This is a genomic window from Sphingomonas prati, assembly GCF_014643515.1.
GTDB lineage: Bacteria > Pseudomonadota > Alphaproteobacteria > Sphingomonadales > Sphingomonadaceae > Sphingomonas_R > Sphingomonas_R prati.
This window is the reverse complement of record NZ_BMJP01000001.1, coordinates 655,431-676,425: the sequence shown is the minus strand read 5'-3', so window position 1 is coordinate 676,425 and position 20,995 is coordinate 655,431. Positions and strand designations below refer to the sequence as shown.

Here is a 20,995-nt window from a genome sequence, read left to right as displayed (position 1 = left end):
CGATCAGGCGTCGACGCGAAGCGGCTGGGCCGGGATCTTGCCCTGCTCCATCTGGCGGGCGAAGATATCGCGGATCAGCGCGAGCGAGAAGAGGTGCGCGTAGATCAGCGGCAGGACGCCCGACTTGATCAGCTTGCGCGCCGTATCGCCGCGCATTTCCTTCAGCGCATCCTCGTTCACCATCTGGAACCCGCGGTAGATGAACGGCTGGTCCGCGCCCTCGGGCTGGATCGTGACTTCGCCGTCCATCAGCAGCTTGTGGTCGGCCAGTTCCTTCATGAACTGCGACGTGCGCTGCCCGGCCTGTTCGAACTGTTCGCAGAAGGCCAGGATGTTGCCGACGACCTCGGTCGGCTTGCCGTCGGCGAACAGGGCGTCGCCCTCCTCAAACTCGCCGATCGTGCCGGATGACGGATCGAAGCAAAGCGAGAGTTCTTCCGCATTCTGGTTCAGCCGGGCGAGCATGAAGGGATAGCGGCGGATATAGGCCGGGATGTAGGCATCGCCCGTGAAGCGGCCGTCGGGACCGACGAAGGTGTTGACGCCTTCGTTCAGCGCCATGAGCGCGAGCGGCACCGGCTGGTCGCCCAGCGAGAACACGATCGGGTAGAAGCGCGACGCGGGTGCGAACTCCTCAACCGTCAGCGGCACGGCATGCGTGCCGACCATGAAGGTAGGGGCGTCCATGTTGCGGGCCTTCCAGCTGCCGTGCGTCTGGCTGGAAAGCGGTTCAAGCTGGTTATAGAACAGCGGCAGATCATTTGCCGGTGCGGCGCTGGCCATGCATCATACTCCACGTGCGGTCGTTCGACGACGCCCCTGTCGGACGCTCGCGATGCCGCCCCGTTTATGGACCCGTGCGCTGAGGCGCAAGCGGCACGAGTTTGCCCGGATTGAACAGGTTGAGCGGATCAAGCGCGGTCTTGATCGCGCGCAGCGTCGCCAGCCGGACCGGATCGGCGGTGCGGGCGAACTCCGCGAGCTTGGCCTGGCCGATGCCATGTTCGGCCGAGATGGTGCCGCCGACCGCCATGACGCGGTCGTGGACGTCACGCGAAACGGCCGGGCCATGCGCGGCGGACCAGGCGGCGGAGTCCCTGCCCGCCGGCGCGCGGACGTTGAAGTGGACGTTGCCGTCCCCGAGATGGCCGAAGGCCAGGACGCGGGCGCCGTTGTACGTTGCCTCGATCGCACTGGTGGTGTCGACGATGAAGTCGGGCATGGCGGAGACGGGGACGGCAATGTCGTGCTTGACCGCGAACCCGTCGAGCCGCTCCGCCTCGGGTAAGGTCTCGCGCAGTTTCCAGAGCGCCTCGGCATGGGCTTCGCTGGCCGCGATGGTGGCGTCGAGAATGAGGCCGTCCTCCAGCGCGGACTGGAGCGCCGCGGCCAACGTGTCGGCCGGCTCCGGCGCGCCGTGCGGGGCGGTCGCCTCGATCAGGACATGCCAGGGTGCCGTGGGGGCGACCGGGCTGCGGGTGGCGGGGATGTGGTGGAGGACGAGGTCGAGGCCGGTGGCGGGGATGAGTTCGAAGCTTTCCACCGCATCGCCGAGCGCGCCGTCAAGCCGGCGGAGCAGGCGGAGCGCGGACTGGGGGTCGGGCAAGGCGACCCAGGCGACGCTGCGCGAGCCGATCGCGGGGACGAGGCGGAGGGTGGCGGCGGTGACGATGCCGAGCGTGCCTTCCGCCCCGGTCAGCAGCTGGCGCAGGTCGTAGCCGCGATTGTCCTTTCGGAGACTCGACAGGCCGTGGAAGATCGTCCCGTCGGGCAGTACCGCCTCCAGCCCCAGCACCAGCGCACGCATCGTGCCGAAGCGCAGGACCTGGATGCCGCCGGCGTTGGTCGAGACGAGGCCGCCGATCGTGGCCGACCCGCGGGCCGCGAGCGAGAGCGGGAAGCGCAGGCCGTGCGCGGCGGCGGCATCGTGCAGGTCGGACAGGATGACGCCGGCATCGACGGTGGCGGCGGCGTCGCCCGTATCGATCACCGGCGGGCGGGCCATGCGGCGGAGCGAGAGGAGCAGCGCGGAACCGTCCGCCGGCGGGGTCGCACCGCCGACCGTGGAGCTGTTGCCGCCCTGCGCGACCAGCGGGACGCGGTAGGCATTTGCTAGCCGGACGACGGCCGCGACCTGATTGGTGGAGGCCGGAGAGAGCAGCGCGGCGGTGGTGCCGTGATATCGCCCGCGCCAGTCGGTCAGCCAAGGCGCCAGCACCGCCGGATCGTCGGAATAACCAGCAGGGCCGAGCAGTCCGGCAAGGTCGGCAAGCAAAGCGGGGGGTGGCACGATCATCACACCCTGATAGCGCAATCAGCCAGTGTAGCCGATAGCCGGGTTGGGTTCATCCGGCGTTCAGTCGCCGGGCCGAAACGCTGCACCCCATGACGAATGCGGAATCATGATGATCTGGTGTGCGATGCTGCTGCTGGCGGCGGGGTCCGCGCCGGCGCGGGATGCGGGATCGACGATGATCGTGACGCAGATGATGATCCGGCGGAGCACCATCGTGCGCGTCCCGACGCGTCAGGTGGATCCGGCCCCCGCGGGGCAGACGCGGTGGCGCGAGCGCAAGGGCCCGAAGTGCGTGCCGATGAACAAGATCGGGGCTGCGGCGGTCGTTGCCGAGGACAGCGTCGACCTGTTGCTGCGCGGCGGGAACCGGGTGCGCGCGCAGTTCGAGGACGATTGCCCGGACCTCGATTATTATGGTGGTTTCTACATCCGGCCGGGCACCGACGGGCTGGTCTGCGCCGATCGTGACAGCGTGCGTGTTCGGTCCGGCGGGGAGTGCCGGATCGAGCGGTTCCGCGCGTTGGAGGCCGGGCCGCGAAAGACCGGTCGCGGCATCGTTTCGCGCATCCGCCGACGGCTGAGCCGATGAAGCGTGCCGAAGGCGCGAGACGCTGCGTCACAGAGGGCGGTTAACCCTAGTGCAGGGGTGACAGCGCTGGCAAAGTTCGGCAGGACGCCGGCTCCGTCAACCACAGAGGAACAGCAGACCGATGAACAGCGCAGCACTGGCAGACGCCATCGCCACCGAGCACGACATGACCAAGGCACAGGCCAAGTCCGTCGTCGAGAGCATCTTCAAGGCGATCACCGACGCCGCTGCCGAGGGGACCGAGGTTTCGCTGCCCGGTTTCGGCAAGTTCAAGGTCCAGGACCGTCCGGCCCGCGAAGGCCGCAACCCCCGCACCGGCGAAACGATGGATATCGCCGCATCGCGCAAGCTGAGCTTCCAGCCGTCCAAGGCCGTGCGCGACGCGCTGAACGCCTGATCTGTAGGGGCCGCCGCCGGGTTAGTCGGCGGCCCTATCCTTTTTCGACCGCGGTGACGGCTCAGCCGGCCAGCAGGTCCTCGATCGCTGTGACCAGCGCGATCGGTTGATCGATCATGACATGATGATGCGCGTTCGGGATGGTGACCACGCGCATGGCGGGCAGGTCCGCCCGTAGCCCCGCCAGCGTCTCCGGCGGTACAATCGCGGAGAGTTCCCCACGAATGAACGCCAGCGGCGCGCGGATCGCCTTTGCAGTGGCGCGCGTGTCGATCAGCGTGCAGCGATCGTAGAGCGTCGGATCGAACGACCAGCGGAGGCCGGTGTCACAAGCGGTGACGGACCCACGGGCGATGCCGTCGACGATGTAGAGATTGTCGCAGGGCTGTTCGGGCATCAGGCGGAAGCGGGCGAGCGCCGCGTCCAGATCGGCGAAATGCTGCGTTCGCAGGCCAGTGACGGGCGGGCGGGTGCCGGGTTTCATGGTGATCGACCCGTCGATCAGGATGCCGCCGGCGGCCCAGCCGGACGGATCGGCCAGGGCGGCGATGACCGGGGCGCAGCCGAAACTGTGGCCGACCAGCGTGGGCGGGCCGGCGGCGTCGAGCCCGGCGGCGTGCGAGACGGCGCGAAGCTCATCCGCATATTGCTCGATCGAATAGGCCGCCCGCCAGTCGGACCCGCCCATCCCGGACAGCGAAAGCGCGGCAACCCGTCGCTCGCGCGCCAGCAGCGGGGCGATGTGCGACCACCAGCCGGCATGCGCCCAGCCGCCGTGGACGAGGAGCAGGCCCGGCGCGCCGCGCGAACCCCAGGCGCGCCATTCGATCGTGGCCCCCCCCACCAAGGCGGACCCGGTCTCCGGCCGGTCGGCCAGCGCGGCGTCGTACCATGCCGGCGCCGGGGGGCGGGCGCCGCGGAGATGGGCGAGCGGGCGGGCGGTCGGTTGCGTCATGACCGATCCATGCCGGGCGTCCGGCCAGAGGCCAAGGGAAAGCGTTGCTGAACGGCCGCTAACAGCTGTGTTCAGAGAAGGAACATGCGAATCGGCGCAGAGAGACATTCGCAGATCGAACACAGGGAGATCGACATGTTCACGAAGTTCCTCACCGCCGCTACGCTTTCGCTGACCTCGCTGGCCGTCGTCGCCCCCATGCCCGCCATGGCGCAGGGCTGGAACGCGCCGGCACAGTATAGCCGTTACGACGATGGCCAGTCCGGGTTCCAGGACGTCGGCTATCGCGACCGCCGCGACCGTCGTTATGGCCGGGGCAACCGCGGCTATCGCGGCAACAACGGGTATCGCGGCAACCAGCGCTGCTACGACAAGGGTAATGGCGGTCTGGCGATCGGCGGCATCGCCGGTGGTCTGCTTGGCAACCAGGTGGCCGGTCGCGGTGATCGGACTCTCGGCACGATTCTCGGCGCGGGTGTCGGCGCGCTCGCCGGTCGCGCGGTCGACAAGTCGGACGGTCGTCGCTGCTGAGCCGCGGATAGAACCGATCGGAAGAACGGAGGGGTCGGCGATTGCCGGCCCCTTTTTTGTGTGTGCGGAAGCCGGTCACGCCGGTTAAGTTCGGCCGAATATTTCAGCGGATGCATGAATCGCAATAAAGTCGCCGTCCCGTGCAACTCCCCGAATGACCGCTCCGTATCGGTGGGGAGTTAGCAGGAGGAGGTACGCATGACCGACGACAGTCTGATTATGGACGCGCTGGATGCAAGGGTGACACGGCGCAACGATCGCCGTGAGTTCTTCAAGACGATGGCTGGCGCAGGCAAGATCGTCGGTGGCCTCGCCGCGGGCGCAGTTGCGGTTCAGGCCGAAGCGCAGACGGCGGTGACCGATGCGGACATCCTGAACTTCGCGCTGAACCTCGAATATCTCGAAGCGCAATTCTACTCGTTCGCGGCGTTCGGCACCGGGCTGTCGGCATCGCTGCTGACCGGCACGGGCACGCAGGGTGCGGTGACCGGTGGTCGTCAGGTGACCTTTACCGACAACGTCGTCGCGCAATATGCGCGTGAGATCGCTGCCGACGAAATCGCGCACGTGGCGTTCCTCCGCACCGCGCTGGCGTCCGCCGCCGTGGCGCAGCCCGCGATCGATATCGGCGCGACCCCGAACGGGGCGTTTTCGTCCGCGGCGCGCGCCGCCGGCCTGATCGGTCCGGGCGCATCGTTCGATCCCTATGCGTCCGACGAGAATTTCCTGCTCGGCGCGTACATCTTCGAAGATGTCGGCGTGACCGCGTACAAGGGCGCATCGCCGTTGCTGACCAGCGCGACGTTCCTCGATGCCGCCGCCGGCATCCTGGCGGTCGAGGCGTATCATGCGGCGATCGTGCGCACGACGCTGTACGCCAAGGGCATCCAGACGCCGTCGCTGATCACCGCGACGGAATCGATCTCCACCGCACGCGACAGCCTGGACGGGTCGACCGACCTGGATCAGGGCGTGGCCGCGATTAACGGCGCGTCCAATATCGTTCCGCTCGATGCGAACGGTCTGGCGTACAGCCGGAGCGCCGGTCAGGTGCTGAACATCGTGTACCTGAACAGGGCCGCGGTCGGCAGTGGCGGCTTCTTCCCCGCAGGTGTCAACGGCACCATCCGAACGAGCGCTGCGAACTGATCCGCAGACCTGTTTCACGCATGATTGCGGAGAGATTTCGATGAATAGCGAAAAGATGATCGAAGCGCTGGACCAGCGCGTGAAGCGCCGGGGCGAGCGGCGTGAGTTCTTCAAGATGGCTGGCGGTGCCGCGGTCATGGTCGGCGGCGTGTCGCTGCTGGCGGCCTGTGGGGGCAGCGGCAACCCCAGCGTCACGCCGACGCCGACCCCGACGCCGACGCCAACCAGTGCCACGGTGCCGGATCAGGACATCCTGAACTTCGCGTTGAACCTGGAATATCTGGAGGCGCAATTCTATTCCTTTGCCGCGTTCGGCGTGGGTCTGGACGCCAGCCTGACGGGCGGTATCGGTGGCACCGGTGCCGTCACGGGCGGGCGGAAGGTGACGTTCACCGATCCGGTCGTCGCGGCCTATGCGCTGGAAATCGCGCAGGACGAGATCAATCACGTGCGTTTCCTGCGCAGCGTGATCGGCACCGCGACCGTTGGCCAGCCGGCGCTCGATATCGGTTCCACGGCGACGGGTGCGTTTTCGTCCGCGGCGCGCGCGGCGGGCCTCATCACCGGCGCGGGTTCGACGTTCGATCCTTACGCCAATGACGAGAACTTCCTGCTCGGCGCGTTCATCTTCGAGGATGTCGGGGTGTCCGCCTATAAGGGTGCGGCGTCGCTGATCTCCAACAAGACGTTCACCGAAGCGGCGGCCGGGATCCTGGCGGCGGAAGCCTATCATGCCGGGCTGATCCGCACCGTGTTGTACCGGAAGGGCGTTGCGACGCCGGCACTGATCAACGCGACGGAGTCGATCTCGACCGCGCGCGACAGCCTGGATGGTGCGACCGATCTCGACCAGGGCATTCGTGCGATCGGGAATGCGTCGAACATCGTACCGACCGATGCCAATGGCCTGGCGTTCGGCCGGACGACCGGGCAGGTGTTGAATATCGTGTACTTGTCGCGGACCGCGGTTTCGGCGGGCGGGTTCTTCCCGTCGGGCCTTAACGGCACGATCCGGACCAGCGCTGCAAACTGAGCGGCGCGCCTGTCCCCGTCGCGGTTCGTCCGCGGCGGGGATTTCCCATGTCAGTCGCTGCCCATCAGACGGTAGCCGACACCCAGTTCGTTGACGATCAGCGTGGGTGCGGACGGATCCGCCTCCAGCTTGCCGCGCAGAGTGCGGACCACGACGCGGAGATATCCGACCTGTCCGTCGGTCTCGTGCGGCCAGACGGTGCGCAGCAGATGCGCGTGCGTGACGACCCGGCCGGGGTAGCGCGCCAGTTCGGTCAGTACTTCATATTCCTTGGGCGTCAGGTGGACGGCCGCATCGTCGCGCAGGACGCGGCGGTCGAGCAGGTCGATCAGGATCGGCCCGGCGCGGACGCTTGTGCGGCCACCGCCGGAGACGAGCCGGTGGCGGAGCGCGGCGCGGACGCGGGCGAGCAGCTCGTCGGTGTCGAACGGTTTCGTTATGTAGTCGGCCGCGCCGAGATCGAGCGCGGCGACCTTCAGGTCGGTCGCGTCGCGTGCGGAGACGACGAGGATGGTCGCGTCCGAGCGGGCGCGCATGAGCGGTACGAGTTCGAGCCCGTCGCGGTCGGGCAGGCCGAGATCGAGCAGCACGACCTGCGGACGATCAGCGGTCAGCACGGCGAGTGCGTCTGCGGCGTTGCCGGCCTCCGATACGGCGTGGCCGACGCGTTCCAGTGCGGTGCGCAGGAGTCGGCGGATGGCGGGTTCGTCGTCGACGACCAGGATGCGGTTCGCGGTGGTCATGTCTCGTCGCCGCTGGACGCGCGGACCAGCAGGGCGTCCGGCATGGTCAGCGTGAAGCAGGCGCCGTTACGGTCGGTGCGGGCGGTGGCGGCGACGGTCATGCCCATGGCTTCGGCGAAACCCTTGACGATGGCAAGGCCGAGACCGGTGCCGCCCTGCGCACGGTCGGAGCCCTGGAGGCGGGCGAAGGTTTCGAACGCTTCCGCCTCGCGGCCGGGCGGCAGGCCGGGGCCACGGTCGAGGATCGAGAGGGTCAGCGCGTCGGGGAGGCGTTCGGCGCGGATCGTGATGGGGGTGTCGGGATCGCCGTAGCGGCCGGCATTGTCGAGCAGGTTAATCAGGACATGGTGGAACAGCTGCGGATCGAGCCGGACCATCGGCAGGTCGGCCGGGACCGCGAGTTCGACCGCGCGGCCGACGAGCGTACGGCGTGTGTCGTGGACCGCGGAGCCGATCGCGTCTGTCAGGTCGGTCGGTTCGGCCGCGGCGGCGAGCGCGCCGGCCTCTACCCGCGCCATGTCGAGCAGGTTGGCGACGAACCGGTTGAGGCGGCGTGCCTCGTCGTCGATCGTGTCGAGTGCGGCCGGAGTCGCGGGATCAGCGCGCAGTTCGGATGCGGCGGCGAGGATCGCGGTGAGCGGCGTGCGCAGGTCGTGGCTGACCGAAGAGAGCAAAGCGGCGCGGAGGCGGTCGCGTTCCTTGAGCTGGACGACGTCGCGGGTCTCGGATTCGAGCAGCATGCGTTCGAGCACCAGCGCCGCCTGGCTCAGCAGGCCGGTGAGCAGGCCGATACGATCCGAGCGGATCGGGGTGCGGCCGTCGTCGCGCGCGACGCCGACCGCGCCGAGCACGCCGCGGGCGCCCTTCAGCGGGTAGAACAGCCAGTCCGAGGCGGTCAGCGTGTCCGATCCGCGGCCGGCGGGCGTGCCGTTGTCGACCGCCCATTGCGCGGCGGTGGCGGCGATATAGTCGAGCGGTTCGGCGGGCGGGACGGCGGCGCGCAGCGTCAGACCCTCCGCCGAGGGCATCAGCAGCGCGACGCGGACGTCGAACAGCCGGCCGAGTTCGGTGCAGATCGCCTGCATCACCGCCGCGTCGCTGTCGCTGGCGTTCAGGCGGTGGAGGAAGCCGGCCAGTGCCGCATTCTGGTGCGCGCTGGTGGCGGCGAGATCGGCTTGGGCCCGGACGCGGGCGGCAAGTTGGCTGGTGGCGAACGCGACCGACAGCAGGACGATGATGGTGACGACGTTTTCCGGGTTGCTGATCGTCAGCGTCAGGGTCGGTGGCAGGAAGAAGAAGTTGTAGGCGATCGACGACAGGATGCCGGCGTAGATCCCGGCGCGGCGGCCGTGCGTGCTGGCCGCGACCATGACGGGCAGCAGATACAGGAGTGCCGTGTTGCCGATGCCGAGGAAGGCGTAGAGCCCCTTGGCGAGCGCCGTGACCGCGACGACCATGATCGTCGCCCAGAGCAGCCCGTGGCGGCCGCGATCGGGCATAGCGCGCGATCGACCGGCGGGGGCCTTGGTATCGGTTTCCGCCTCCATCGGCAGGACGTGGACCGCGACGCCGGGCGTGTTGCGGACGAGCCGGTCGACGACCGACCCGTGGCGCAGTTCGAACCAGCGCGAGCGGGCGGACTTGCCGACGACGAGCTGCGTCGCGTGCGTGTCGGCGGCGAATGCCTGGAGGCCGGGCAGCACCGCCTCGGCCGGCACGGAGGCGACCGCGCCGCCGAGCCGGGTGGCGAGGTTGAGCACCGCGGCGATCCGCGCGCGTTCGACATCGCCGAAGGTGCGGGTGCGCGGCGTTTCGATATGCACCGCGGTCCAGCCGGCGTGGAGCGCGTCGGCGAGGCGCTTGGTCGCGCGGACGAGGCCGTCGCAGCCGGGCTGTTCGCTGATCGCCACGACGATCCGTTCGCCGGCCGCCCAGTTGCCGTCGAGCGCCTGTGCGCGGACATGTTCCAGCATCTGCGTATCGACGGTCTGCGCCGCGCGGCGGAGCGCCAGTTCGCGGAGTGCCGACAGCGTCGATTTGGAGAAGGCGTGGACGGGGGCGCGGGTCGCCTCGTGCGGCACCTGGACCTTGCCGGCGCGGAGCCGTTCGATCAGGTCGTCGGGCGGGATGTCGACGACCTCGATCTCGGCCGATTCCAGCACCGAGTCCGGGATCGTGTCGGTCACGCGCATGTGGGTGACCGAGGCGACGACGTCGTTCAGGCTTTCGAGATGTTCGATGTTGAGCGTGGCGAGCACGTTGATCCCGGCGGCGAGCAGTTCCTCGACGTCCTGGTAGCGCCGGGCATGGCGCGCATCGGCCGGGTTGGCCGACGCGATCGCATCGACCAACACCAGCGCGGGGCGGCGGGCGATCAGCGCATCGACGTCCATCGCTTGAGCCGGGTCGGGGCCGGGGCGGAGGGGAACGTCGGGCAGCATGCGCGCAAGCCGGTCGGGTTCGGGGCGGCCGTGCGTTTCGACGATGCCGATCACGACATCGACGCCGTCGCGACGCCGCGTGATGCCTTCGGACAGCATTTCGTAGGTCTTGCCGACACCGGCGGCGGCACCGAGGAAGACCTTGAGCCGGCCGCGGGGTGGCGGCGCGGGGCGGGGCGGGGGCAGTTCGGTCACGCGCGCCATCTACCCGTTGTGGGGTCGCACTGTCGATGGTCGGGGTTTGGACGGCCCGTCGGGCGACCGGCGCGTCCGTATTATCGGCTAAGCCCGTGCGGAACGGAACGAAAACCCGTTCCGGCCGCTGTCGGTCTGAAGCCCATATCCCGACGCCGGAGGCCGCATTGCCCACCAAACTCGCCGAACCGACCGCCCAGACAGCCGAACGGTTGATCGACATCGACCTGACCGTGAACGGCAAGGCGGAGCATTTCTCGATCGCACCCTGGGTGACGTTGCTCGACCTGCTGCGCGAGCGTTTGGACCTGACCGGCACCAAGAAGGGCTGTGATCACGGGCAGTGCGGGGCATGTACCGTGCTGGTCGACGGGAAGCGGGTGAACAGCTGCCTGACATTGGCGGTGGTGCGCGACGGGTCGGAGATCCAGACGATCGAGGGGCTGTCGTCGGGCGATACGCTTCACCCGATGCAGCAGGCGTTCATCGATCACGATGCGTTCCAGTGCGGCTATTGCACGCCGGGGCAGATCTGTTCGGCGATCGGCATGTTGCGTGAGGGAAAGGCGGACGGGCGTGATGCGATCCGCGAGAATATGAGCGGCAATCTGTGCCGTTGCGGCGCCTACACCAACATCGCCGACGCGATCGAGTCGGTGCAGGGCCGGGAGGACGCACGATGAACCGGTTCGGCTACGACCGCCCGTCCGACGTGGCGGAAGCGGTGCGCGACGGCAATGCGCGCGGTGTGCGGTTCCTGGCCGGGGGCAGCAACCTGGTCGACCTGATGAAGGAGAATGTCGAACGGCCGGTGCGGGTCGTCGACATCAACCGGCTACCACTGCACGCGATCGAGGATCATGACGGCGGCCTGCGGATCGGCGCGCTGGCGACGAACAGCGAGACGGCATGGGACGCGCGCGTCGAGGCTAAGTATCCGGTGCTGGCGAGTTCGATTCTGGCGGGCGCGAGCCCGCAGCTGCGTAATGTCGCGACCGCGGGTGGCAATCTGAACCAGCGGACGCGCTGCCTGTATTTCTACGACAACACGACGGCGTGCAACAAGCGCGAGCCAGGCACGGGTTGCTCGGCGATCGGTGGCGTGAACCGGGTGAATGCGATCCTGGGGGCGAGCCCGTCCTGCATCGCGACGCATCCCTCCGACATGTGCGTCGGGCTGGCGGTGTTGAATGCGACGGTGAACGTCACCGGGCCGCTCGGCGATCGGACGATCCCGTTCGCGGACTATCACCGGTTGCCGGGTGAGGATCCGTCGCGCGACAACACGCTGAAGCCCGGCGAGCTGATCACATCGATCGACCTGCCGGACGAGGATTTCTCGGGCAACTACACCTACCTCAAGCTGCGCGACCGGCTGTCCTATGCCTTTGCGCTGGTGTCGGTTGCGGTGGTGATGCGGATCGAGAACGGCCGGATCGCCGAGGCGCGGATCGCACTGGGCGGTGTGGCGCACAAGCCGTGGCGGTCGAAGACAGCGGAGGGTCTGCTGGTCGGCGAAGTGCCGTCGCAGTCGGCGTTCCTGGCCGCCGCCCATGCGTTGCTGGAAGGCGCGCAGGGGCAGGGGGCGAATGATTTCAAGATCGGGCTGGCACGACGGGCGATCGTGCGGGCGTGTCGACAGGCTGCGGACGGAACACCGCAGTCGCAGATCGACAAGCGCGTCGCCTGAGCGGGAGAGAGAAAATGGCTACGAAACTCAATGACGCGCCGGTCGGTATCGGTTCCTCGCTCAGCCGCGTCGACGGCAAGCTGAAGGTCACCGGCGGCGCGCGCTATGCGGCCGAGCATCCGGTGGCAGACCTGCTGTACGGCGTGGTCGTGTCGGGCGCGATCGCCAAGGGGCGGGTCACGAAGCTGCACACGGAGGCCGCGATGGCGGCGCCGGGTGTGGTGGAGGTGGTGAGTCACCTGAACCGCCCGCATATCGCATGGTTCGACAAGGCGTATCAGGATCAGGTGGCGCCCCCGGGCTCGCCGTTCCGCGCATTCTACGATGCGGAGATCATCTACAGCGGGCAGCCGATCGCGCTGGTCGTCGGACGGACGTTCGAGGACGCACGCCACGGCGCGAGCCTGGTGCAGGTCGAATATGAGATCGACGAGCACGAGACCGATTTCGAACGCTCGCCCGAGTTCAAGCCGAAGAAGACGCGCGATACGTTCGTCGAGCCGAAGAACCGCGGCGACGAGGCCGGCGCGTATGCGAAGGCAGAGCACAAGGTCGACGTCTCCTACTATCTGCCGACCGAGCACCACAACCCGATGGAGATGCATGCCACGACCGTGCAGTGGCACGGCGACGGGCGCATTACCGTGTACGACAAGACGCAGGGTTCGCAGAATGTGCAGGCCTATCTGGTCGGCGTGTTCGGTTTCGCGAAGAAGAATGTGCGCGTGCTGAACCCCTATGTCGGCGGTGGGTTCGGGTCCGGGCTGCGGCCACAATATCAGGTGTATCTGGCGACGCTGGCGGCGAAGATGCTCGAGCGGTCGGTGCGCGTCGTGCTGACGCGGCAGCAGATGTTCTCGTTCACGCATCGGTCCGAGTGCCGCCACATCATTCGTCTGGGCGCGAACGACGACGGGGCGTTGCAGTCGATCTACTCGAAGGCGGTGACGCCGACGTCGCGGTTCGAGAACTACATGGAGCCGATCGCGAACTGGGGCGGGCAGGCCTATCGTTGCGACAATGCGACGATGGATTGGGCGCTGACCGCGGTCGACACCTATACGCCGGGCGATATGCGTGCGCCGGGGGCCGCGACCGGCATGACGCTGTTCGAAATGGCGCTGGACGAGATGGCGTATGAGACGGGCGTCGACCCGCTAGCGCTGCGGCTGACCAACTATAGCGACCGCGACGAGATGATGGATATTCCGTACACGTCGAAGGCGTTGCGCGAGGCATATCAGGAGGGCGCGGAAGCGTTCGGCTGGTCGCAGCGCGAGGCGGCACCGCGCTCGATGCGCGACGGCAGCGAGCTGGTCGGCTGGGGCATGGCGACGGGCATCTGGGACGCGATGTTCCAGAAGACGACGGTGCGCGCCAAGCTGTCCGCGAACGGTCATCTGGAGGTCGCGACCGCGGGGTCGGACATCGGGACGGGCACCTATACGGTCATGACGCAGGTCGCGGCCGGGGCGCTGGGCCTTCCGGCGGATCAGGTGAGCGCGGTGCTGGGCGACAGCGACCTGCCGCCCTCGCCGATCGAGGGCGGCAGCTGGACCGCGGCCTCGACCGGTGCGGCGGTGCAGATCGCGTGCGACGCGGTGCGGGTGAAGCTGGCCAAGGCGGCCGCGAAGGTGGACGGCAATCCGCTGGGCGGTGCGTCGGTCGATGATCTGCGGTTCGAGGACGGGCGCATGATCCTGGCGGCCGATCCGTCGAAGGCAGTCGGGTACGGCGAGGCGATGACCGCGGCCGGCGTGTCGGAGATCGAGGCGACCGAGGCGGCGGCACCGGGTCCGCTGGAATCGATCGGCGAGATGCTGGGCGTGAAGAAGAAGGCGAAGAACACGCACAGCGCGATCTATGCCGAGGTTAAGGTCGACGAGGAACTCGGCGTGGTGCGCGTGACGCGCATCGTCTGTGCGGTGGCGGCCGGGCGGATCGTGAACCCCAAGACCGCACGCAGCCAGATTCTGGGCGGCGTGGTGATGGGCATCGGCATGGCGTTGCATGAGGAAACGCTGGCCGATCACCGGATCGGGCGGTTCATGAACCACAACTTCGCCGAATATCACATTCCCGCACATGCCGACGTGCTGGATATCGACGTGATCTTCGTGGACGAGCCGGACTCTGAGGTGTCTCCGCTGGGCATCAAGGGGCTGGGCGAGATCGGTATCGTCGGGACCGCGGCGGCGATCGGCAACGCGATCTTCCACGCGACGGGCAAGCGGGTTCGGTCGCTGCCGATCACGATCGACAAGCTGCTGGACTGACGTTTTCGCGTTAGTTCGAGACGGCGGGCGCCGCGGGACCGAGGGGTTCCGCGGCGTTTTCATATGGCGCGGGGGCGGTGCGCCTTTCGTCGGCATTCCGTCGTAGGCCTGTTGCACCGCCGCCGCTTCTGTGTCCCAAAGCGCCCAGCCGAACCGGTTTCAGGTTGCGGCGGGCGGCGGCCCCCGGCATGGTTACCGGACACGCATTGCCGCGACCGGCGTTCTTGGGGGTGAGTTTCTTGCGGCGATGCGGTTTGGCGGTTTCGGTCCGGGTGATGATCGGTGCGAGTATTTTTGCACTGACCTCGCCGGTCGTGGCCCAGGGTGTCGCGCCGGTTAAGGACGAGGCCACCCCGCAGGCAACGCCCGCGTTGCTCGACGACAGCCAGTTCGATGCCGCCTTGCCGCCGCTCGACAGCGTGCAGGCACCGGGTGTCACCGCCACGCCGACGCCTGTTCCGGTCGCACCCGTTGTGCCGACGGTGGCCGCGACCACGATCGTTCCGGATGCCGAGCTTACCGCGCCGCTCGTACCTCTGGCGCAGGCCTCGGTCGTGCCGCCACCGGCTGCACCCGGGGCCGCTGCCGACGCGGAGCTACCGCCGATCCGTTATGCGGTGACGGTGACCGGGCTGGAGCAGGACGGGTTGTACGACCGGTTCAAGCCGCTGTCGGCGTTGCTGAAGGACGGTCGCAAGGCGGCCAACGCGGCGCAGATCACCGCGCGTGCGGACGAGGACGTCGCGTTGGTCGAGCGGATCCTGAAGTCCGAAGGCTATTATGACGGCGTCGCCACCGCGACCGTCGATCCTGCGCCCGCCGCGCAGGGGACGGCGAAGGTCGCGATCGTCGCGACGCCGGGCGAACGCTACAAGCTGGGCACGATCGCCGTGACCGGCGCGGAACCGTCGCCCACCGCGCTGGCGCTGTCGGCGCTGGCGTTGCGGACCGGGCAGCCGATCGTCGCGACGGACATCCTGACCGGCGAGGCGAAGGTTGCGCTTCGCTTGCCCGAGCAGGGCTATCCCTTCGTGGAGGTCGGCGCGCGCGACATCGTGCTCGACGATCGGGCGCCGGTGGGCGACTACACGCTGCCGATCGTGTCGGGGCCGCGGTCCAGCTTCGGCGGGTTCCAGGCGGCGGGCGACGATGTGTTCGGCACCGATCACATCGCGCTGCTCGCGCGGTTCAAGCCGGGCCAGATCTACGACAGCCGGGAGGTCGACGACCTGCGCCAGGCGCTGATCGCGACGAGCCTGTTCTCGACCGTGGCGGTGCAGCCGGTGAAGACCGGGCGGACCGCGCCGGACGGGACCGAGATCGTCGATTTGCGCGTCGATCAAAGCCGCGGGCCGGCACGGTCGCTGTCGGGCAGCGGCGGCTACGGCACGGGCGAGGGCATCAAGGTGACGGGCAGCTGGACGCACCGCAACCTGTTCCCCGACGAAGGCGCGCTGATCACCGACATCGTCGCGGGCACGCAGCAGCAGGGTGCCAGCGCGACGTTCCGCCGCTCGAACGCCGGGCAGCGCGACCGCACGTTCCAGGCATCGATCGGTGCCGCGCGGCAGGATTTCGATGCGTACAGCGCGCGGACGGTCAACCTGTCGGTCGGCATGTCGCGCCAGTCGACGCCGCTGTGGCAGAAGCGCTGGACCTATTCGGTCGGGGCCGAGGTGATCGGCACGAACGAAAGCCGGTTCGATCCGGGCGACGCGGAACGCACGCGCGCGACCTACCTGATCGGCGCGCTGCCGATGCAGATCAGCTATGACCGGTCGGACAGCCTGCTTGATCCCACCAAGGGCTTCCGGCTGACCGCGCGGGTCAGCCCGGAGGCGTCGTTGCAGGGCGCGGTTGATACGTACGGCCGGTTCCTGGTGGAGGGCAGCACCTATTTGCCGGTCGCGGGCAGTATCGTGCTGGCGGCACGGGCGCGGGTCGGGTCGATCATCGGCGTGTCGCGCGACGATCTGGCGCCGTCGCGGCGGCTGTACGCCGGCGGCGGCGGATCGGTGCGCGGCTTCGGTTATCAGCAGCTCGGGCCGAAGGATCCGAACAACGATCCGATCGGCGGGCGGTCGCTGACCGAGTTCGCGATCGAGGGACGGTACCGGTTCGGCAATTTCGGCGTCGTGCCGTTCGTCGATGCCGGCCGGGTCGGCGAGGCGTCGAGCCCGTCCATTTCCGGCCTTCGCTACGGCGCGGGGATCGGCGGGCGTTATTATACGAACTTCGGTCCGCTGCGGCTCGACGTCGCGACGCCGATCGGGCGCAAGCGCGGTGAGAGCAAGATCGCACTCTATATCTCGATCGGGCAGGCATTCTGATGGCACTGCGGATCGTCAAATGGGTCGGGATCGCGGTCGCCGTGCTGGTGGCGCTGCTGCTGCTGGTCGTGCTCGGGCTGAACAGTTCGCCGGGGCGCAACTTCGTCCGCGGGCAGCTCGACGGGTATGAGACCGCGTCTGGGATCAAGATCGGCGTGGGGCGGCTCGACGGGTCGCTGTACGGCAAGCTGACGATCCGCGACCTGACGATCAGCGATCCGCGCGGCGTGTTCGCGCGAGCGCCCGAGGTGGCGCTGGACTGGCGGCCATTCGCCTATGTGAACGGCAAGATCGACGTGCGGAGCCTCGGTGCGCCGCTGGTCACGTTGTCGCGGCTGCCCGAACTGAAGGAGGTTCCGAGCGATCCGAACGCGCCGATCCTGCCGGATATCGATCTCGCGATCGGGCGGCTGAACGTCGGCCGGCTGGTGCTGGAAGCGCCGGTGACGGGCAAGCGGAGCGTCGTGCGGCTGGCCGGGTCGGCCGATATCGCCGACGGGCGCGCGCGGCTGAACCTGGATGCGGGCGCGCTGCCCGAGGCCGGGACGGTCGGCGGCGACCGGCTGGCGTTCGTGCTCGACGCGGTGCCGGAAGACAACCGGTTGCTGATCAGTGCGCGGTTGCGCGCGCCGGCGGGCGGGCTGGTCGACAGCTATGCCGGGTTGGGCAAGGCCGTGACGCTGGACGTCGGCGGGCGCGGCGACTGGGCGAACTGGCGCGGGCGTGGGCAGGCATCGATTGGTGGGCAGTCGGTGGCGGACCTGGCGATCGTCGGGCGCAACGGTGCGTTCCGGGCCAAGGGCCGGACGCAGCCGGGGCTGATGCTGACCGGTCCGGCCGCACGGCTGGTGGAGCCGGCGACCGACGTGGATCTGATGGCGACGGTCGAGAAGCGGATCGTCGATACGCGTTTCGCTGTGCGGTCCGCCGCGCTGGCGGTGGAGGGGCAGGGTCGTGTCGACCTGGGGCAGAGCCGGCTCGGCAATCTGCGGATCGAGGGGCAGCTGCTGCGTCCCGGGGCGATCGCGCCGAACGTGCGCGGGCGTGACATCCGGTTGTCCGCGGCGATCGACGGGCCGTTCGCGACGCCGACGGTGCAGTACCGTGTGACCGCCGCCGCGGTCGGGTTCAACGACACCGGCATCGAAGGACTGCGCGCCTATGGCCGCGCCACGATCAACACCGATCGCATCCTGATCCCGCTGCACGCCACGGCGCGGCGCGTGACGGGGCTGAACGCCGCGGCGGGCGGGTTGCTGACCAACCTGCGCGTCGATGGCGACCTGGCCTATGCCAAGGGCAAGCTGCTGTCCGACAATCTGAAGCTGCGGTCGGACCGGATCGATGCAACCGCGATCCTGGTCGCGGACATCGTGGCGGGGCGCTACACCGGCGCGCTGAAGGGGCGCGTCAACGATTACCAGATCGACGGGCTGGGGCGGATCAACCTGGTCACCGACGCCAATCTGGTGGCCGGATCGAACGGGACCTACGGCATCCGCGGCAAGGTGCGTGTCACGACGCAGCGGATCGACAATGCGTCGGTGCGCGATGCGCTGGGCGGGCCGGCGACGATCACCGCCGATGTCGGCTATAGCGAGAACGGCACCGCGACATTCCGCAACGTGCGGATGAGCGCGCGCAAGTTCCGTATTACGAGTGGCGAGGGATCGTACCGCACCGACGGGACGATCGCGTTCCGCGCGTCCGGGGTTTCTGCCGACTATGGCCCGGTGTCGGTGATCGTCGCCGGCACCGCGACCGCACCGCGGATCCGCGTCCTGGCATCGCGGCCGAATGTCGGCATTCCGCTGACCGGTGTGCAGGTCGACGTGGTCGGCGTGGCCGGCGGGTATCAGGTGAACGCGAAGGGGAACTCCGCCTACGGGCCGTTCTCCGCGGATGTGCTGATCCGGATGGGCCGTGGCGGCACGTCGTACGACATCCGCAACGCGCGCTTCGCCGGGATCGACGTCCGCGGCACGGTGAGGCCGACTGCGGCGGGCCCCTATGCCGGGCTGTTGACGCTGTCCGGGTCGGGGCTGAACGGCAGCGTCCGGCTCGCCGCGGCGGGCAAGTATCAGCGTGCCGACGTGGACGTGACGGCGCGCAACGCCCGGATTCCGGGTGACGTGCCGATCACGATTGCGGGCGGCGTGATCCGTGGGTCGGTGGTCGTCTATCCCGACGCACCGGCGATCAACGGGCAGTTCGCACTGACCGGGGTGAAGCAGGGCAGCCTGTCAGTCGATCGTGCGCAGGGACGGATCGCCTATCGCGGCGGAAGAGGCACGCTGGCCATGGTCGCCAAGGGGACGAGCGGCGTGCCGTTCGATATCGCTGTGCAGGCCGCCCTGTCGTCGGAGATGATGCGGGCGAACGTGCGTGGGTCGGCCAATGCGATCCCGTTCCGGCTGGCGGCCCCCGCCACGATCCGCAAGACCGCGGCCGGATGGGTGCTGGCGCCCGCGACCGTCGTGCTGCCGCAGGGGCAGGTGGTGGTCGAGGGCAGCTATGGCGACCTGATCCGCGGGCGCGCGCGGCTGAGCAATCTGGACCTGTCGATCCTGCGCGCGTTCGCGCCGGGGATGGGGCTGGGCGGCAAGGCGACCGGGGTTGTCGACTATATCGGCGATGCCGGGGTGCCGACGCTGAACGCGCGTGTCGATATCGCGAACTTCACGCGGACGGGTGCGCTGACGATCAGCGACCCGGTCGATATCGCGACGCTGGTCCGGCTGTCCGATGCGGGCGGATCGGCCAATGCGATCGTGCGGCGCGGCGGGGCCGTCGTTGGGCGGTTGCAGGCGCGGCTTGCCCCGCTGTCGACCGGGCCTGAGGCGTGGTCCGAACGGCTGCTGTCCGCGCCGCTGTCGGGTGGCGTGCGCTATAGCGGGCCGGCCGAGGTGTTGTGGACGCTGACCGGGATCGCGGGGCAGACGCTGTCCGGGCCGGTCGCTGTTGCGGCGGACTTTGGCGGGCGGGTCGATCAGCCGACGCTGACCGGTGTCGTGCGTGCCAATGCGTTGCGTTACGAGAACGAGACCTATGGCACCGTGCTGTCGGGGATCGCGGTCGACGGGCGTTTCACCCAGTCGCGGTTCGTGCTGAACAGCCTGACCGCCAAGGCCGGGACGGGGAGCCTTACGGCGAGCGGTTCGGTCGGGCTGGATGCGGCCGGCGGGTTCCCAATCGATGTGCGGGCGACGCTGGCGCGGGCGCAGCTGGCGCGCAGCGATGCGCTGGGCGCGACCGTGTCGGGGACACTGCGCGTGCGCAACGGGCCGCAGACGGGGGCGCTGATCGAAGGCGACCTGACCCTGCCGGAGGTGCGGTACCAGATCGTGTACCAGGGCGCCTCCGAGGTCGCGGTGCTGGAAGGCGTGCGGCGTCGCAATGCGCCACCGGTGGCGGCGGTAGCGGCGAGTGCGGTACCGTCGAACTGGAAACTCGACATTCGGGTGCGGGCGGACAACCGGATCTTCGTGTCCGGCATGGGGCTCGAGGCGGAATGGCGGACCGATCTTCGTGTCCGTGGGACGGCGGCCGATCCGCGCGTCGTCGGCAAGCTGGAGGTTGTGCGCGGCACCTACTCCTTCTCGGGCCGGAGGTTCGAGATTTCGCGCGGCAACGTGACGTTCAACGGCGGCGCGGTGACCGATCCGGAGCTGGACATCAGTGCCACCACGACGGTCGACGGGGTGACGGCGATCATCAACATCGGTGGGCGCGCGCAGAACCCGCAGGTGACGTTCACCTCGACCCCGTCGCTGCCGCAGGACGAGGTGCTGTCGCGCCTGCTGTTCGGCACGTCGGTGACCTCCCTGTCGCCGACGCAGGCGATCCAGCTGGCCGCAGCGCTCAATTCGCTGCGCGGGTCGGGCGGGGGCGGGCTCAACCCGCTCGGCAAGCTGCGCTCGGCGACCGGGATCGACCGGTTGCGCATCCTGGGTGCGGACCAGACGACGGGTCGCGGGACGGCGCTGGCGGCGGGACAGTATATCTCGAACGATATCTATGTGGAGGTGATCACCGACGCGCGTGGCTTCACCGCGACGCAGTTGCAGATCGCGCTGTCCAAGACGCTGAGCATCCTGAGTTCGACGGGGTCGTTCGGCGGGTCGAATGTGAGCCTGCGCTACTCGAAGAATTACTGAGGCTGGCGGGAGTTCGGTTTTGCCGCCGGACGATCCCAGATCGGAGCATGGATGATATTTAACGAAGCTAAGCACTAATTGCTCTGGTTCGAACGTTTCGGAAATGGTTCGTGGAGTTGTCGACAGGTTCTAACCAGATGGAGTGTCGGGGCGTGCGACCCGGGAGTCCGTGCCTCGGCTTTTGTTGCAGGTGAATATTGCAGGGCTGACATA

General features: G+C 68.5%; 15 protein-coding genes. 10 read left to right on the top strand and 5 right to left on the bottom strand.

Features of this window, described 5'->3' with window-relative positions:
• Positions 1–3: 3 nt before the first annotated feature.
• Together IEX50_RS02985 and IEX50_RS02980 are read right to left on the bottom strand one after the other, a co-directional pair.
• Entirely contained in the window at positions 4–783 is a 780-nt protein-coding gene (locus IEX50_RS02985; RefSeq protein ID WP_157175726.1) for a SapC family protein, read from the bottom strand.
• 64 nt (positions 784–847) lie between these two features.
• Complete coding sequence (locus tag IEX50_RS02980; RefSeq protein ID WP_157175727.1) at positions 848–2,296, bottom strand: FAD-binding oxidoreductase; 1,449 nt, start codon at positions 2,294–2,296, stop codon at positions 848–850.
• A gap of 106 nt (positions 2,297–2,402) precedes the next feature.
• On the opposite strand from IEX50_RS02980, the gene IEX50_RS02975 reads away from it, so the two are divergent.
• Entirely contained in the window at positions 2,403–2,885 is a 483-nt protein-coding gene (locus IEX50_RS02975; protein WP_184075181.1) for a hypothetical protein, read from the top strand.
• Positions 2,886–3,006: 121 nt separating this feature from the next.
• Positions 3,007–3,282: an HU family DNA-binding protein gene (locus tag IEX50_RS02970; RefSeq protein WP_157175728.1), complete on the top strand. Its 276-nt coding sequence runs from the start codon at positions 3,007–3,009 to the stop codon at positions 3,280–3,282.
• Between the two features lie 61 nt (positions 3,283–3,343).
• Here IEX50_RS02970 and IEX50_RS02965 read toward each other — a convergent pair whose 3' ends face one another.
• The gene (locus IEX50_RS02965; RefSeq protein WP_157175729.1) at positions 3,344–4,237 is read right to left on the bottom strand and encodes an alpha/beta fold hydrolase; all 894 of its coding nucleotides are present in this window, start codon (positions 4,235–4,237) and stop codon (positions 3,344–3,346) included.
• Positions 4,238–4,372: 135 nt separating this feature from the next.
• On the opposite strand from IEX50_RS02965, the gene IEX50_RS02960 reads away from it, so the two are divergent.
• The 3 genes from IEX50_RS02960 to IEX50_RS02950 all read left to right on the top strand — a co-directional run bounded on the left by IEX50_RS02960 (position 4,373) and on the right by IEX50_RS02950 (position 6,950).
• Positions 4,373–4,768, top strand: a complete 396-nt coding sequence (locus IEX50_RS02960) for a glycine zipper 2TM domain-containing protein (protein WP_157175730.1) — start codon at positions 4,373–4,375, stop codon at positions 4,766–4,768.
• 198 nt (positions 4,769–4,966) lie between these two features.
• Complete coding sequence (locus IEX50_RS02955; RefSeq protein ID WP_157175731.1) at positions 4,967–5,917, top strand: ferritin-like domain-containing protein; 951 nt, start codon at positions 4,967–4,969, stop codon at positions 5,915–5,917.
• A gap of 40 nt (positions 5,918–5,957) precedes the next feature.
• Positions 5,958–6,950 (top strand): ferritin-like domain-containing protein, encoded by a 993-nt coding sequence (locus IEX50_RS02950; protein WP_157175732.1) that lies wholly within the window; start codon positions 5,958–5,960, stop codon positions 6,948–6,950.
• A 50-nt stretch (positions 6,951–7,000) separates the two neighbouring features.
• On the opposite strand, the gene IEX50_RS02945 is transcribed toward IEX50_RS02950, so the two are convergent.
• Positions 7,001–7,693, bottom strand: coding sequence for a response regulator transcription factor (locus IEX50_RS02945; RefSeq protein ID WP_157175733.1), 693 nt, complete (start codon positions 7,691–7,693; stop codon positions 7,001–7,003).
• The gene (locus IEX50_RS02940; RefSeq protein ID WP_268237743.1) at positions 7,690–10,329 is read right to left on the bottom strand and encodes a DUF4118 domain-containing protein; all 2,640 of its coding nucleotides are present in this window, start codon (positions 10,327–10,329) and stop codon (positions 7,690–7,692) included. Before IEX50_RS02940 ends, IEX50_RS02945 begins: the two co-directional genes overlap by 4 nt.
• A 167-nt stretch (positions 10,330–10,496) precedes the next feature.
• Here IEX50_RS02940 and IEX50_RS02935 point away from each other — a divergent pair, with 167 nt between their 5' ends.
• From IEX50_RS02935 to IEX50_RS02915, 5 genes are all read left to right on the top strand, one after another.
• Positions 10,497–11,012, top strand: coding sequence for a (2Fe-2S)-binding protein (locus IEX50_RS02935; RefSeq protein ID WP_232477289.1), 516 nt, complete (start codon positions 10,497–10,499; stop codon positions 11,010–11,012).
• Complete coding sequence (locus IEX50_RS02930) at positions 11,009–12,019, top strand: FAD binding domain-containing protein (protein ID WP_157175736.1); 1,011 nt, start codon at positions 11,009–11,011, stop codon at positions 12,017–12,019. Before IEX50_RS02935 ends, IEX50_RS02930 begins: the two co-directional genes overlap by 4 nt.
• 14 nt (positions 12,020–12,033) lie before the next feature.
• Positions 12,034–14,295, top strand: coding sequence for a xanthine dehydrogenase family protein molybdopterin-binding subunit (locus IEX50_RS02925; protein WP_157175737.1), 2,262 nt, complete (start codon positions 12,034–12,036; stop codon positions 14,293–14,295).
• 275 nt (positions 14,296–14,570) lie between these two features.
• Entirely contained in the window at positions 14,571–16,625 is a 2,055-nt protein-coding gene (locus IEX50_RS02920; protein ID WP_157175738.1) for an autotransporter assembly complex protein TamA, read from the top strand.
• Positions 16,625–20,782 (top strand): translocation/assembly module TamB domain-containing protein, encoded by a 4,158-nt coding sequence (locus tag IEX50_RS02915; RefSeq protein WP_157175739.1) that lies wholly within the window; start codon positions 16,625–16,627, stop codon positions 20,780–20,782. The genes IEX50_RS02920 and IEX50_RS02915 overlap by 1 nt, the downstream gene beginning before the upstream one ends.
• The last annotated feature ends 213 nt before the right edge of the window (positions 20,783–20,995 follow it).

Bases quoted from the DNA above. Each gene is read 5' to 3' on its own strand.
- IEX50_RS02950 (WP_157175732.1), top strand. From the start codon at position 5,958: ATGAATAGCGAAAAGATGATCGAAGCGCTGGACCAGCGCGTGAAGCGC.
- IEX50_RS02960 (WP_157175730.1), top strand. From the start codon at position 4,373: ATGTTCACGAAGTTCCTCACCGCCGCTACGCTTTCGCTGACCTCGCTG.
- IEX50_RS02955 (WP_157175731.1), top strand. From the start codon at position 4,967: ATGACCGACGACAGTCTGATTATGGACGCGCTGGATGCAAGGGTGACA.
- IEX50_RS02965 (WP_157175729.1), bottom strand. From the start codon at position 4,237: ATGACGCAACCGACCGCCCGCCCGCTCGCCCATCTCCGCGGCGCCCGC.
- IEX50_RS02945 (WP_157175733.1), bottom strand. From the start codon at position 7,693: ATGACCACCGCGAACCGCATCCTGGTCGTCGACGACGAACCCGCCATC.
- IEX50_RS02915 (WP_157175739.1), top strand. From the start codon at position 16,625: ATGGCACTGCGGATCGTCAAATGGGTCGGGATCGCGGTCGCCGTGCTG.
- IEX50_RS02985 (WP_157175726.1), bottom strand. From the start codon at position 783: ATGGCCAGCGCCGCACCGGCAAATGATCTGCCGCTGTTCTATAACCAG.
- IEX50_RS02920 (WP_157175738.1), top strand. From the start codon at position 14,571: ATGATCGGTGCGAGTATTTTTGCACTGACCTCGCCGGTCGTGGCCCAG.
- IEX50_RS02925 (WP_157175737.1), top strand. From the start codon at position 12,034: ATGGCTACGAAACTCAATGACGCGCCGGTCGGTATCGGTTCCTCGCTC.
- IEX50_RS02970 (WP_157175728.1), top strand. From the start codon at position 3,007: ATGAACAGCGCAGCACTGGCAGACGCCATCGCCACCGAGCACGACATG.
- IEX50_RS02980 (WP_157175727.1), bottom strand. From the start codon at position 2,296: ATGATCGTGCCACCCCCCGCTTTGCTTGCCGACCTTGCCGGACTGCTC.
- IEX50_RS02975 (WP_184075181.1), top strand. From the start codon at position 2,403: ATGATGATCTGGTGTGCGATGCTGCTGCTGGCGGCGGGGTCCGCGCCG.
- IEX50_RS02930 (WP_157175736.1), top strand. From the start codon at position 11,009: ATGAACCGGTTCGGCTACGACCGCCCGTCCGACGTGGCGGAAGCGGTG.